At 65.8% G+C, this 13010-nt stretch carries 12 protein-coding genes; 7 read left to right on the top strand and 5 right to left on the bottom strand.

The window, feature by feature from the left end:
- Positions 1-126: 126 nt before the first annotated feature.
- Positions 127-1593 carry an ABC1 kinase family protein gene (locus FEK34_RS12775; RefSeq protein WP_249359049.1) on the bottom strand — a complete coding sequence of 489 codons (1467 nt, stop codon included), beginning with the start codon at positions 1591-1593 and terminating at the stop codon, positions 127-129.
- A 97-nt stretch (positions 1594-1690) separates the two neighbouring features.
- On the opposite strand from FEK34_RS12775, the gene FEK34_RS12780 reads away from it, so the two are divergent.
- Positions 1691-2464, top strand: a complete 774-nt coding sequence (locus FEK34_RS12780) for a GntR family transcriptional regulator (RefSeq protein ID WP_138448023.1) — start codon at positions 1691-1693, stop codon at positions 2462-2464.
- A 202-nt stretch (positions 2465-2666) separates the two neighbouring features.
- On the opposite strand, the gene FEK34_RS12785 is transcribed toward FEK34_RS12780, so the two are convergent.
- From FEK34_RS12785 to FEK34_RS12795, 3 genes are all read right to left on the bottom strand, one after another.
- Positions 2667-3794, bottom strand: coding sequence for an NAD(P)H-dependent flavin oxidoreductase (locus FEK34_RS12785; RefSeq protein ID WP_138448024.1), 1128 nt, complete (start codon positions 3792-3794; stop codon positions 2667-2669).
- A 208-nt stretch (positions 3795-4002) separates the two neighbouring features.
- A complete protein-coding gene (locus FEK34_RS12790; protein WP_138448025.1) occupies positions 4003-4656 on the bottom strand; it encodes a class I SAM-dependent DNA methyltransferase in 654 nt (217 codons plus the stop codon).
- Between the two features lie 67 nt (positions 4657-4723).
- Positions 4724-6115 carry a DUF2029 domain-containing protein gene (locus FEK34_RS12795; RefSeq protein WP_138448026.1) on the bottom strand — a complete coding sequence of 464 codons (1392 nt, stop codon included), beginning with the start codon at positions 6113-6115 and terminating at the stop codon, positions 4724-4726.
- Positions 6116-6254: 139 nt separating this feature from the next.
- Between FEK34_RS12795 and rpsF the strand changes: the two genes are divergently transcribed.
- The 5 genes from rpsF to FEK34_RS12820 all read left to right on the top strand — a co-directional run bounded on the left by rpsF (position 6255) and on the right by FEK34_RS12820 (position 11785).
- Entirely contained in the window at positions 6255-6542 is a 288-nt protein-coding gene (gene rpsF / locus FEK34_RS12800; protein ID WP_036541623.1) for a 30S ribosomal protein S6, read from the top strand.
- A 107-nt stretch (positions 6543-6649) separates the two neighbouring features.
- Complete coding sequence (locus FEK34_RS12805) at positions 6650-7210, top strand: single-stranded DNA-binding protein (protein ID WP_036541621.1); 561 nt, start codon at positions 6650-6652, stop codon at positions 7208-7210.
- Between the two features lie 56 nt (positions 7211-7266).
- Positions 7267-7518, top strand: coding sequence for a 30S ribosomal protein S18 (gene rpsR / locus FEK34_RS12810; protein WP_036541619.1), 252 nt, complete (start codon positions 7267-7269; stop codon positions 7516-7518).
- Positions 7519-7535: 17 nt separating this feature from the next.
- Entirely contained in the window at positions 7536-7994 is a 459-nt protein-coding gene (rplI, locus tag FEK34_RS12815; RefSeq protein ID WP_014353660.1) for a 50S ribosomal protein L9, read from the top strand.
- Between the two features lie 692 nt (positions 7995-8686).
- Entirely contained in the window at positions 8687-11785 is a 3099-nt protein-coding gene (locus FEK34_RS12820; RefSeq protein WP_138448027.1) for a replicative DNA helicase, read from the top strand.
- 1 nt (position 11786) lies between these two features.
- On the opposite strand, the gene FEK34_RS12825 is transcribed toward FEK34_RS12820, so the two are convergent.
- Entirely contained in the window at positions 11787-12362 is a 576-nt protein-coding gene (locus FEK34_RS12825) for a TetR/AcrR family transcriptional regulator (protein WP_171048166.1), read from the bottom strand.
- 206 nt (positions 12363-12568) lie between these two features.
- Between FEK34_RS12825 and FEK34_RS12830 the strand changes: the two genes are divergently transcribed.
- Positions 12569-12976, top strand: a complete 408-nt coding sequence (locus FEK34_RS12830; RefSeq protein ID WP_138448029.1) for a nuclear transport factor 2 family protein — start codon at positions 12569-12571, stop codon at positions 12974-12976.
- The last annotated feature ends 34 nt before the right edge of the window (positions 12977-13010 follow it).

Below are 13010 nucleotides of genomic sequence, written 5' to 3' on the forward strand. Positions count from 1 at the left end.
CGGGTTGATGGTCCGGGGTAGTACTCACGCCGCCCCGATTGTCTGGGACAATTTGCCTAGAAGTTTGGTGACCAGGCCGAATCCAATCGGCTACCGGGATCGGCAGCCGGGTCCGCGCGCTGGAACTCAGCTGATCGGTAACTGCCGCACAACCCGCAACCGCCGCTGCGCGCCCGGATCGCCGTGTCCTTCGGTCAGCGTTCCCGCCCGCTCGAACACCTCGCCCAGGAACGGCAGCGCCCGGACCACCTCGTCCAGATAGGACACCTCGGCCTCGAGCTGGCTCAACGCCCCGATCAGCGTCAGTCCGGCCCTGGCGAACGGCGTGAACGGCGCGGGCATGGCCAGTTCCCGCACCACATTCGACAGGCGCGGATTCGTCGTGCGCAACACCTGCCGGCGCAACCAGCGCGTGGTCAGGTGGAAGGTGCTGTGCTGCAATGGCTCCCCGCATTCGCCGAGCGCGGATACCAGCGCGTCGGCATCGAGCGGATGGCTCGGATCGACGAAGCCGTGCGCCCGCACCGCGGCTTCGAGTTCGGCCGGTCCGCCGGTGAAGAAGGCATCGCAGAAATCGTAGGCGAGGGCGCGGAATTCGATCGGCCATGGCGAACAAGCGCCGAAATCGACGATGCCGAGCCGCCCATCGGGAAGCAACCGGAAATTGCCCGGATGCGGATCACCGTAGAGCAGATCGTGCTGCCAGCCCGACAGGACGAAGCGCGTCATCAGCATGCCGACCCGGTCGCGTTCGGACCTGCTGCCGGAGGCGATGATTCGCGATACCGGGGTGCCGTCGAGCCATTCGGTGATCAAAACATCGCCGCGCTGTTCGACCACCGCGGGAATGTGGAACTCCGGTGCGCCGGCGTAGGCGGTGGCGAAGGCCTGCTGATTGGCGGCCTCCGCGCCGTAATCGAGTTCGTCGCGCACACACTCGCAGATCGCCTCGGTGACCGCCTTGACGTCGGCGCCGGGCAGGAACACCGATGCCAGGGTCGAGATCCGCCGCAGCTGCGTCAGATCCGTCTCCACTGCCGCCCGCCCGCCGGGGTACATGATCTTGACCGCCACCGGCCTGCCGTCGTGCCACACTCCCCGATGCACCTGACCGATGGAGGCGGCAGCGGCACGGCGATCGTCGAACTCGCGGAACGCGCCCCGCCAGCCGCCGCCCATGTTCGCCGCCATCGCCGCATCGACGGTCGGGGGCAGCATGATCGGCGCCGCATCCTGTAACCGTGTCAGCGCGATTCGATAGGGATCAGCTATATCTTCGGGCAAGGCGAGCTGATAAATGGACAGCAGCTGGCCGAGTTTGGTCGCGCAACCCTTGAGTTCGCCGAGCACCTCGAAGATGTGCTGGGCGGTTCGCAACTGGATCTCCCGATCCACCTCCGCCGCCGAACGGCCGAGCGCGCGGCGCCCCGCCCCGGCCGCGCGCCGCCCCGCATAGGCCACCGGAAGGGCCGCCAGCCTGGCGTTGCGCGCCGCCCGGCTCATCGGCGGGGTGCCGTCGGGGCGAGCCGGAAACAGGCCGGAACGGCCCGTCGCCAGGCCTGCTGCCCGGCCCTTGCCCCATCGAGTGGTCATGATTCACCTCACACTGCGCCGCCCCGTAGTATCCATGTGCAGTCTGGCACATTGCGCCTAGACTGTCTGGGACGTATTACGAAGGTGAGGGTGCAGGATGGGATCCCGGACGGTGGTCGCCGACGCTGCCGATGAGCTGGCACGCCGGGTCGCCGCGGGGGAGTACCGGCCCGGCGAACTGATGCCCTCGGTGCGCCAGGTCGCCGACGAATTCGAGATGAACCGCGCCACCGCGCAGCTCACCCTCGGCAGGCTGGAGTCCTACGGCTTCGTCGACGCCCGTCGCGGCAAGGGTTTCACCATTCGCGACGTCCGCGAACTCGGCGGCATCGACGTGTACCGGCATCTGTTCCGCTACTCGGTGCCCATGCCCGAGGTGGCGATCGAGATGTTCCGCGACATCGTCGAGGTGGAGCGCGGCATCGTCATGGACGCACTGCTCGCCTACACCGCGGGCCGCTGCGACGCCGACCCGGCGGAGCTCAAAGCCGATATCGACAGGCTGGAAGCGCTTGCCCGCCTGGAGGTTCCGGACTACCGCGAGATCCTCTCGGTGGAGATCGGCTTGGTGCGCCGGCTGCTCACCGTGCTCGGCTCGAGCATGCAGCGCGCGATCTTGAACTCGATCGGCGAGATGGTGCTCGAGGTGCCGGAGGCGATCGAGGCCTACTTCGCCGGCGCCGCCGATCTGCACGTGCTGGTGTGGCGGGCCATGATGGCGGTGTGGGAGTCCGATTCCGGGCCGTCCGAGGCCCAGCTCGCGCTCTTCGAAGACCTCTTCGGGATGTATCACGACAAGGTGCTGGCCCGCTTCGCGGAATTGCTGGACGCGGCCGAGGAACCCGATTCCGCGCACGCCGCGACTGCCTAGCGGTCTCGGTAATCCGGACTGCCTGACGGTCTCGGGCCTGACGGGCCGGGTTCTCCTGGCGCCCAACGGGATCGGTTCACCGAACCGCGGTGATCGGCACCTTCTAGGTGCCCTGGATAGGCGCGTCCAAACTCATCGCTGCCGAGTGGAGAGGCCGCCGGGACCCCTCGGTCCGGCGGCCTTCCTACGTCCGGTGACTACTTCACAGCGCCCCGTTGAGCTTGTTCAGCCGCTCGCAGGACTCCACGTACTCCTCGACCAGCCGCGCCATCACATCGGCGGAACGCTCGACCTTGTTCATCATGCCGACCACCTGGCCGACCGGGTTGAAGTTGACGTCCTTGGCGGCCTCCGGGTACTTGTGCCCGCGCTTGACGCCGTCGAGGGCGACCATCATCTGCAACGGCATCGGCAGTGGATCCGGGGTGTCGGACTGCTCCCACGCCTCGGTCCAGTCGTTGCGCAGCATGCGCGCGGGCTTACCGGTCCACGCCCGCGACCGCACGGTGTCGTGGCTGGTGGCCTCGATCAGCGTCTGCATCTGGGCGGGCGGCACATTGGCCTCCTCGACGGTCAGCCAGATCGAGCCGGTCCACGCGCCCGCCGCGCCCATCGCCATCGCCGCAGCGACCTGACGGCCGTCGGCGATACCGCCCGCGGCCAGCACCGGCATATCGCCGACCGCGTCGATCACCTGCGGCCACAGCACCAGCGAGGACACCTCGCCGCAGTGCCCGCCGCCCTCGGTGCCCTGGCAGACCGCGAAGTCCAGGCCCGCGGCCTTGTGGTTGAGCGCATGCTTGACCGAACCGCACAGCGCGCCGATCAACCGGCCCGACTCCTGGATCTTGCTCACCACATCCGGCGGCGGGGTGCCGAGCGCATTGGCCACCAGCTTGGCCTTCGGATGCCGCAGGATCACCTCGATCTGCGGTGCGGCGGTGGTCGCGGTCCAGCCGAGCAGCTGCGGATGCACCTCGTCGGCGGGCAGTTCCGGGACGCCGTGATCGGCGAGCAGCTTGGCCGCGAAATCGCGGTGGCCCTGCGGAACGTGCTTGGCGAGTTCGGCTTCGAGCTGCTCGGGGGAGAGTCCGTCGATGCCCTTGCCCTCGTACTTGGACGGGATCACCAGGTCGACGCCGTAGGGCTTGTCGCCGACGTGTTCGTCGAGCCAGCTGAGCTCGACCTCGAGCTGTTCGGCGGTGAAGCCCACCGCGCCGAGCACCCCGAGACCGCCGGCATTGCTGACCGCGGCCGCCACATCGCGGCAATGGGTGAAGGCGAAGATGGGGAACTCGATCCCCAGGCGGTCGCAGATTTCGGTACGCATGGCGGTTCTGGTCTCCCTATGCCCTGGAACGGGTTGCATAATATTCGGCTCGCCGGATGCTGACCGGTAAACCTTCTGCCCGGCACGTCGCGCTCGAAACCGCCGCGTACCGCATTGATCGCCAGTGCGCGGACGCGGCGTTCTCGATCGGCGTCGGTGCCATGCATCGAATGTAACACGTTCTAGTTTTGCTAGGGAGGGGAAATTTTCAGGCCACTGCGGCCGGGTCCTTGGTCACCAGCACATAGCCCTGATCGAACCGCTCATCCGGTTGCGGTTCGCGCACCATCCGGGTCACCGGCGCGAACCCTGCCGCCACCAGCAGCTCGAGCAGATGCTCCGGCGACCAGCGGTAGGCCTCGGTGACCTTGTGATCGAACGCGGTGATCGATTCGGGCGGGTCGGTCGCCTGGAAAGCCAGCAGCGCGTACCCGCCGTCGGCCAGCACCCGGTGGAAACCGGCGAGGACCTCGGGCACCCGACGCGGCGGCAGGTGGATGATCGAATACCAGGCGAGCAGGCCGGACAGCGAGCCGTCGGGGATCTCGAGCCGCTCCATGCTGCCGACCTCGAAGCGCAGACCCGGGTGGGACTGCTCGGCCAGCGCGATCATCTCCGGTGAGAGATCCATGCCGAACACGTCGAGACCGAGCTCGCTCAAATGCGCCGTCAGCCGGCCGGGCCCGCAACCGATATCGGCCACCGGGCCGCCACCGTTGTCGCGCACCAGCTCCGCGAAGATGCCGAGCATGGCCCGCTCGAAAGGGTTGCGTTCCAGGTGGCCCGCGACGAGGTCGGCGTAGAGTCCGGCCACGCCGTCGTAGGCAGTGCGAGTCGTTGCGATGTCGGCGGGTTCGTTCATCGCACCATTGTCGGCGCCGCAGCGCTCAGCCGTCAGGTGTGGGCACCGGGCCGTCGGTCGCGGGGACTCAGCCGACCGGCACCAGTTCGCCGGAATCACGCCGCGGAGCCGGTGGGACCGCGGGTCTTTCGACACGCGAGGCCGCACGCACGAAGACGAAGAACAGCACGAGCAGCAGCCCGGCCCGGCCCCACACCCCGAATTGCACGATGGCCTCCGTCAGTTCGACCGAATTGCCGGTGCCGAGGGCATAGAAGTACCGGAACACGCCGACGCCGATGGCCGCGTCCGCCACCAGATAGGCGCCGACCAACGTCCACGGGACCCGCAGCAACACCAGGAACGGAATGATCCACAGCGTGTACTGCGGTGAATGCACCTTGTGGAACAACAGGAATCCACACAGCATCGCGCCGCTCACGCCCACCCACGGAAACACGCCCGTGGTGCTGAATCGCCGCCACCCCAGCCACATCGCCAGCACGAACGACACCAGGATCAACGCGGGGGAGGCGCCGGAGACCACCTGCTGGAAATTCTCCTCGTCCACCGCATCCGGCCCGAACAGCGGCCGCAGACCCCAGTACCAGATCGAATTGGTGGTGATATCGGCCTGCCGCAGCTGCTGGAAGGTGAACGAAGCCCGCCAGCCCTCGTACCCGGCCAGCGCGAACGGCAGATTGATCGCCACCACCGTGGCCAGCGCCGCCGCACCTGTCAACAGCGCGCCCCGCACATCGAAACGGCGATCGCGCAGATCGGAGTTCGCGGCATCGGCCCCGCCGGTGAGCACATACGCCATCAACGGCACAACGAAAATCCCCGGATACAGCTTCAGGCAGAACCCGATCGCGAACAGCACCGCCGCGAGCACCGCCCTGGTGCGCAGCGAATACCGCGGCAGCATCGTCACCACGTAGACGGCCGCGACCGCGGCGCACACCACCGGCAGTTCCCAATTGTGGAAGGCATAGAGCACCAGCGGCGGCCCCGCCGCCCACAGCAGGGCGGGCCAGCCCGCCATCCGGCCCAGCAGCCAGGCGGTGAGCAGCGCGAAGGGCGCCAGCAGCAACGCCGAATGCAGCAGGAACATCGCGTCGTTGTCGGCGCGCAACGCGCCCACCCACATCAGCAGCCCGCTGAGCACCGGATATTCGACCGCCCCGCCGACCAGCGCGCCGTCACCGGTGATGCCGCCGTGAATATAAGGAAAGACGTGCTGATCGATATCGCGGCCCAGCCACAGGAACTGGATATCGGAATAACAGACCCGCGAATCCTTGAACAGGTCGAACGCCAGCGAACGCCCGTCCTCGCGGAACGGCGCCCCCGCGCACCGCGCCTTGTTCCAGAATGCGGCAAGCAGCGTCAGCCCGCACAGCAGCACCGCGACTGTTGCCGCGCCCACCCGTGGCAGGCGACCGGCGACCAGCTCGCCTGCTGCGGGTCCGTTCGGCATACCGATCAGCGTAGTGGCGGGGGGATCGATTTCGCCGGTCAATACCTGGTCAGGTAACCTTGCCGGGTTGCTGACGCGACGACCCTCCTGCCACGGACCGTCCGTGGCCGTTTCCTAGTCCACAGGAGGTGATTGGTCCGTGCGTCATTATGAAGTAATGGTCATCCTCGACCCGAGCCTGGACGAGCGCACCGTTGGTCCGAACCTGGAGAACATGCTCAGCGTGGTTCGCACCGATGGCGGCAAGGTCGACAAGGTCGACATCTGGGGCCGCCGCCGGCTCGCCTACGAGATCCGCAAGCAGGCCGAGGGCATCTACGCCGTGATCGACCTGACCGCCGAGCCCGCCACCGTGAGCGAGCTCGACCGCCAGCTGGGTCTCAACGAGTCGGTGCTGCGCACCAAGGTCCTGCGCCACGACAAGTAGTTCTTCCGGTCCCTCGTTTGACCCGTGTTTGGTCGGTGCCTGTCTCTAGGCTCTAAGCACGACAAGCGAGTGCACCCGGGAACTGCACACCGAGCAGGAGGAACCTCATGGCAGCAGGCGATACGGTCATCACCGTCATCGGAAATCTGACGGCCGACCCCGAGCTTCGATTCACGCCCGCGGGCGCCGCGGTGGCGAACTTCACCGTCGCCTCCACGCCCCGCGTGTTCGACCGTAATACCAATGAATGGAAAGACGGCGAAGCGCTGTTTCTGCGCTGCAACATCTGGCGCGAGGCCGCGGAGAATGTCGCCGAGAGCCTGACCAGGGGTTCTCGTGTGATCGTGAGCGGACGGCTCAAGCAGCGCTCCTACGAAACCCGCGAGGGTGAGAAGCGCACGGTCGTCGAGCTCGAGGTCGACGAGGTCGGTCCCTCGCTGCGTTACGCCACCGCCAAGGTCAACAAGACCAGCCGCGGCGGCGGGGGCGGCGGCGGATTCGGATCCGGCGGCTCCGGTGGTTCCGGCGGCGGTGGTGGCAACTACCAGCAGGCCAACAGTGGTGGTGGGCGTTCCGGTGGCCAGGGTGCCGCCGACGACCCGTGGGGCAGCGCGCCCGCGGCAGGCTCCTTCGGGGGCGGCCGCATGGATGACGAACCGCCGTTCTGACAACGGCTCATATCGGCCCGCGATGACGGGCCACCAAGATTACGGAGTAGAAGACCATGCCTAAAGCGCCCGCGCGCGAAAAGGTGCTCAAGAAGAAGGCTTGCACTTTCTGCAAGGAGAGCAAGACCGGACTCGTCAACATCGACTACAAGGACACGGCGCTGCTGCGCAAGTACGTCAGCGATCGCGGCAAGATCCGTGCCCGCCGGGTCACCGGCAACTGCGTGCAGCACCAGCGCGACATCGCGGTTGCCGTCAAGAACTCGCGTGAGGTGGCGCTGCTGCCTTACGTGTCGACGGCTCGCTGAGCAAGGGAGGCACGCAAATGAAGCTCATTCTGACCGCTGATGTGGACAACCTCGGTGCCCCCGGTGACACCGTCGAGGTCAAGGACGGCTACGGGCGCAACTACCTGCTCCCGCGCGGCCTTGCCATCGTCGCCAGCCGTGGCGCGCAGAAGCAGGTCGAGGGCATTCGCCGGGCGCAGGATGCCCGTCGCGTGCGCGACCTGGACCACGCCAACGAGCTGAAGCAGGCCATCGAGGGCCTGGAGTCGGTCTCGCTGAGCGTGAAGACCGCGGGCACCGGCAAGCTGTTCGGTTCGGTCACCCAGGCCGACGTCGCCGCCGCGGTGAAGTCGGCCGGCGGCCCGGTGCTGGACAAGCGCAGCATCGACCTGCCGAAGTCGCACATCAAGTCGACCGGCAAGCACAAGATCTCGGTGCACCTGCACCCGGATGTGGTTGCCACGTTCGACCTGAACGTCGTCGCAGCCGAGAGCTGAGTTCACGGCCCAGCGCCGGAATTACATCGAGTCGAAGGCCACGCCCGTGTTCGGCACGGGGGTGGCCTTCGGCTGTGCACTGTTTGTTCAGCGGGCTATACCCGTGCTGATAGCCGGGGATTAGCTCTGTCTTCTGCTGGTTGCTGGGCAACCGAGGCCTGGGTTCGTGCTGTGCACAGCGCGAGAAGTTATCCCCAGATGTGCATGTTGTGGATCACTGGAGAAACCAACCGCTCGTAATGTGATTCACCTCATAGCTTGTCCATCGTCTGTTAACTCAACACGCCCGGCTGTTCAACTCCACCGACACGCCGAGACTTTATTTATCCACACATGCACAGCTGTGGAAATACGTACCTATCTGCGTGTTTGTGGTAGATGACCAGGGTTTTCCCCAAGTAGTGCACAGGAGGTGCACACCGTTGGGTAAACAGTCCACAAGTTATCCACAGATGTGTGCACAGGTGGGTTTGGTATGTGCATGCGCGGTCGCCTAGGTTCGTCGCATCGCCGTGCGCGAGCCCTCGAGCGGTCACGATCCGGTGGATGCCGGAGCGGTAACTGAACTCGTGACCCGGGGTCGCAACGGTGCTGGTCCTGCCTGTCCGACACGCCGAAACTGTCGTACCCCGGGGGTAGAACCAGACGTCAATAGGGTGAGCCCTATCGGGTAGAGAGGACGGTCGAGTCAGGTGGCAGTCGTCGATGACCGTGGGCATACCGATTACCCGCCGGAACCGCCCGGCGAGGATTTCGGGCGCCAGCCACCACACGATATGGCGGCCGAGCAGTCCGTACTCGGCGGCATGCTGCTCAGCAAGGACGCCATCGCCGACGTCGTCGAGGCCCTGCGCCCCGGCGATTTCTACCGCCCCGCCCATCAGGCGATCTACGACACCATCCTCGACCTGTACGGCCGCGGCGAACCCGCCGACCCCGTCACCGTCGCCGCCGGCCTCGATCGCCGCGGCGAACTCAAACGCATCGGCGGCGCCCCCTACCTGGTCACCCTCACCCAGACCGTCCCCACCGCCGCCAACGCCGGCTACTACGCCGAGATCGTCGCCGAGAAGGCCATCCTGCGCCGCCTCGTCGAAGCCGGCACCCGCATCGTCCAATACGGCTACGCGGGCGCCGACGGCCAGGACATCGCCGAGGTCGTCGACCGCGCCCAGGCCGAGGTCTACGAGGTCACCGAACGCCGCACCACCGAAGACTTCCTCCCCCTCGAGGAACTGCTCCAGCCCACGATGGACGAAATCGACTCCATCGCCAGCCGCGGCGGCATCTCCCTCGGCGTCCCCACCGGCTTCACCGAACTCGACGAAATCACCAACGGCCTGCACCCCGGCCAGATGATCATCGTCGCCGCGCGTCCTGGCGTGGGTAAGGCGCTGGCCCTCGACACACCGCTACCGACGCCGCGTGGCTGGACCACGATGGGTGAGATCGAGGTCGGGGACGAGCTGCTCGGACCTGATGGCCGATCGACCCGTGTTGTCGCCACCACCGAAGTCATGACGGACCGGCCCTGCTACGAGGTCGAGTTCTCCGACGGGACGGTTCTCGTCGCCGACGAGGAGCACCAGTGGACGACGCTGGCTCCCACGCTGGCACCGCATCCGGTGGTCCGCACGACCGGCGAGATCGCCCACAGCCTGCGCACCCCGCGCGACCACTTCGCCCATTCGGTCCCACGCACCGCGCGCTCGGAAGCCCGGCAGATCGTCGACGTGCGCAAGATCGATCCGCTGCCCGTGCGCTGCGTCGAGGTCGACAACCCCGCGCACATGTACCTGGCGGGCCGGTCGATGGTCCCTACGCATAATTCGACCCTCGGCATGGACTTCATGCGGAGCTGCTCGATCAAGCACGGACTGGCCAGCGTTATTTTCTCGCTGGAGATGAGCCGGACCGAGATCGTGATGCGCCTGCTCTCGGCCGAGGCGAAGATCAAGCTCGGCGACATGCGGTCCGGGCGGATGAGTGATGACGACTGGACGAAGCTGGCGCGGCGGATGAGTGAGATCAGTGAGGCGCCGCTGTTCGTCGACGATTCGCCGAACCTGACGATGATGGAGATCCGGGCAAAGGCGCGCCGGTTGAAGCAGCGCCACGATCTGAAGCTCGTCGTCGTGGACTACCTCCAGCTGATGACCTCCGGAAAGAAGGTCGAATCCCGCCAGCAGGAAGTCTCGGATTTCTCCCGAAACCTGAAGCTGCTCGCCAAGGAACTCGAAGTCCCGGTGGTCGCCATCAGTCAGCTGAACCGTGGCCCCGAACAGCGAACCGACAAGCGCCCCATGGTGTCGGACCTGCGCGAATCGGGATGCCTACCGGCCTCGACGCGCATTCTGCGTGCGGATACCGGCGGCGAGACCACGCTGGGCGAACTGCTCGCGACAGGTGAACAGCCGCTGGTGTGGTCCCTGGATGAGCGGATGCGGATGGTCGCGCGGCCGATGGTGAAGGTGTTCCCCAGCGGGCGCAAGGAAGTCTTCCGGCTGCGTCTGGCGTCCGGTCGGGAGGTAGAAGCGACCGGGAACCATCCGTTCCTCACCGTCGACGGCTGGATCGCGCTGGACAAGCTCTCGGTCGGTGACCGCTTGGCGACCCCGCGCGTGGTCCCTGAACCCGTGCACACCACCCGCATGGCCGAGTCCGAAGTGATTCTGCTTGCGCACATGATCGGCGACGGCTCCTGTGTGAAGCGACAGCCCATCCGCTACGCGAGCGTTGACGAGGAGAACCTCGCCGCTGTCACGTCTGCGGCACAACACTTCGGCGTGACTGCTGTGCGTGACGAGTACGCGGCTGCCCGAGTGACGACGCTCCGTCTGCCTGCGCCGTATCGCCTCACTCACGGTAAACGGAACCCGATTGCCGCGTGGCTCGATGAGCTCGGACTTTTCGGTCTGCGCAGCTACGAGAAGTTCGTTCCGCAGCCGGTCTTCGCGTTGCCGAACGATCAAGTCGCGCTGTTCCTGCGTCACCTGTGGGCGACTGATGGGGCGGTGCGATGGGATGACAAGAATGGGCAGGCGTGGATCTACTATGCGTCGACCAGTCGGCGGCTTGTCGACGATGTGGCGCAGTTGCTGCTCCGACTCGACGTGCATGCCCGTATCAAACGGGTTGCCAAATCGGGTTATCGGGATTGCTGGCATCTGGTCGTGTACGGCTCTGAGAATCAACTGAAGTTCATCCGTGGTATTGGTGTGCACGGGAGCCGCGGGGTGAAGGCTCATGCGGTGCAGGCAGAGCTGGAGCGTCTCGTTCCGAAGCCAAACGTCGACACTGTCCCAAAGGAGGTATGGGCCCAAGTCCAGGTGCTCCTCGCCGCCAGAAATATGACCCACCGCGAATTCGGTGACGCTATGGGGTCGAGATACTGTGGCAGCACCCGGATGTGGAACCACTCGCCCAGCCGTTCTCGGCTGGCTCGGGTTGCAGCGGTTCTCGACGATGCCGACATCGAGATGCTCGCAACAAATGACGTTTTCTGGGACAGGATTGTAGAGATCACCAGCCTCGGAGAACAGAATGTTTACGACGGGACCGTACCCGGCACCGAAAATTTTGTCGCGAATGGTATAAACTTGCACAATTCTTTGGAACAAGATGCGGATATGGTCATCCTGCTGCATCGCCCCGACGCGTTCGAACGCGACGACCCGCGGGGTGGCGAGGCCGACCTGATTCTCGGCAAGCACCGAAATGGCCCGACGGCCACGATCACGGTTGCGCACCAGCTGCATTTGAGCCGGTTCGTGGATATGGCGCGCGGCTGAGTCAGGCCAGTTCTGCAGCGCGGTCGGCGAAGGCGGCGAGGAAATCTCGGAGGCCGGCCATCTCGTCGTCGGTGCTCGCGGCGTCGCCGAGGAACAGGCGCACGAGTTGGGGCATGGCTATCGGCCAGGCGCCGAGGCCGACGAGGGTGAGCAGGGTGCGGCCGATTTCCTGTTCCGGCAGCCCGGTGCGCTCGACCAGGGTTGCTTTCACCTGTGCGTACCAGTCGCGGCGGTGCACATTGCTGTCGGCGAGGGTGTCACCGTAGTACAGGGCCTCGAACATCAGCAGCCGTAGCAGTGAGGGGTCGGCGCGGTGGTAGTCGAACACGCGGCGCACCAGATCGGCGGCCGAACTCTCGCCAGGCTTGACGGTATCGGCCAGGCGCAGCATCGCGGCGGCGAGAACGGCGCTGAACAGGGCTTCCTTATTGCCGAAATGGCCATAGATGCGTTCCTTGTTGCAGCCGGCGGCGGCCGCGATCCGGTCCACCCGCGCCCCGGCGATGCCGTGCTCGGCGAACTCCGCATGGGCGGCCTCGAGTAGCAGCTGCTTGGTTCGTGCGGAATCGCGTGGCATGCGCCCAGGGTAGCAATCCACCCAACTGGTTGGTTGGACAGTTCGGTCGAGCCGTGTCATGATCCAACCGTCTAGTTGGTAACAAGCCTTGCCGGGCAAGGAGACTCCTTCACCGCTCGGCCACCACAGTCATCCGTGCCGACAGACGATGCCGCACTTGCGCTCTGACCACCACGTTTCCGATCCGAAAGCCAGGAGATATCCCGATGCCCGACAACCCCACCACCATCGACGTCGTAGACGAGTTCTTCACCAATTTCGGTTCCGGCAATACGAGCGCGCTGCTCGACCAGTTCGCCGACAAGGTTGATTTCCGGGTGAACGGGGCGGCGCATGTGCCATGGGCCGGCGAGCGTTCCACCAGGGCCGAAATCGAGGAGTTCTTCGGCATTTTCCCGCAGGTGCTCACGGCTGCGGAATCGTTCGAGATCACCGGCAAACTCGCGCAGGGCGACGACGCCGTGGTGTTCGCCACCTGCGTCTTCGGTGTCAAGGCCACCGGCAAGAAGTTCACCAATTCCTACGCACTGCATTTCACCATCACCGACGGCAAGATCAGCCGCTATCACATGTACGAGGACAGCCACGCGATCGCTGAAGCCTTCACCGCCTGATGCCCCTCCCGTAACACTCTTCCCACCTCCCACG

Source organism: Nocardia cyriacigeorgica (assembly GCF_005863245.1).
Lineage (GTDB): Bacteria > Actinomycetota > Actinomycetes > Mycobacteriales > Mycobacteriaceae > Nocardia > Nocardia cyriacigeorgica_C.

Bases quoted from the DNA above. Each gene is read 5' to 3' on its own strand.
- FEK34_RS12805 (WP_036541621.1), top strand. From the start codon at position 6,650: ATGGCAGCAGGCGATACGGTCATCACCGTCATCGGAAATCTGACGGCC.
- FEK34_RS12830 (WP_138448029.1), top strand. From the start codon at position 12,569: ATGCCCGACAACCCCACCACCATCGACGTCGTAGACGAGTTCTTCACC.
- FEK34_RS12825 (WP_171048166.1), bottom strand. From the start codon at position 12,362: ATGCCACGCGATTCCGCACGAACCAAGCAGCTGCTACTCGAGGCCGCC.
- FEK34_RS12780 (WP_138448023.1), top strand. From the start codon at position 1,691: ATGGGATCCCGGACGGTGGTCGCCGACGCTGCCGATGAGCTGGCACGC.
- FEK34_RS12775 (WP_249359049.1), bottom strand. From the start codon at position 1,593: ATGACCACTCGATGGGGCAAGGGCCGGGCAGCAGGCCTGGCGACGGGC.
- FEK34_RS12795 (WP_138448026.1), bottom strand. From the start codon at position 6,115: ATGCCGAACGGACCCGCAGCAGGCGAGCTGGTCGCCGGTCGCCTGCCA.
- FEK34_RS12785 (WP_138448024.1), bottom strand. From the start codon at position 3,794: ATGCGTACCGAAATCTGCGACCGCCTGGGGATCGAGTTCCCCATCTTC.
- rpsR (WP_036541619.1), top strand. From the start codon at position 7,267: ATGCCTAAAGCGCCCGCGCGCGAAAAGGTGCTCAAGAAGAAGGCTTGC.
- rplI (WP_014353660.1), top strand. From the start codon at position 7,536: ATGAAGCTCATTCTGACCGCTGATGTGGACAACCTCGGTGCCCCCGGT.
- FEK34_RS12790 (WP_138448025.1), bottom strand. From the start codon at position 4,656: ATGAACGAACCCGCCGACATCGCAACGACTCGCACTGCCTACGACGGC.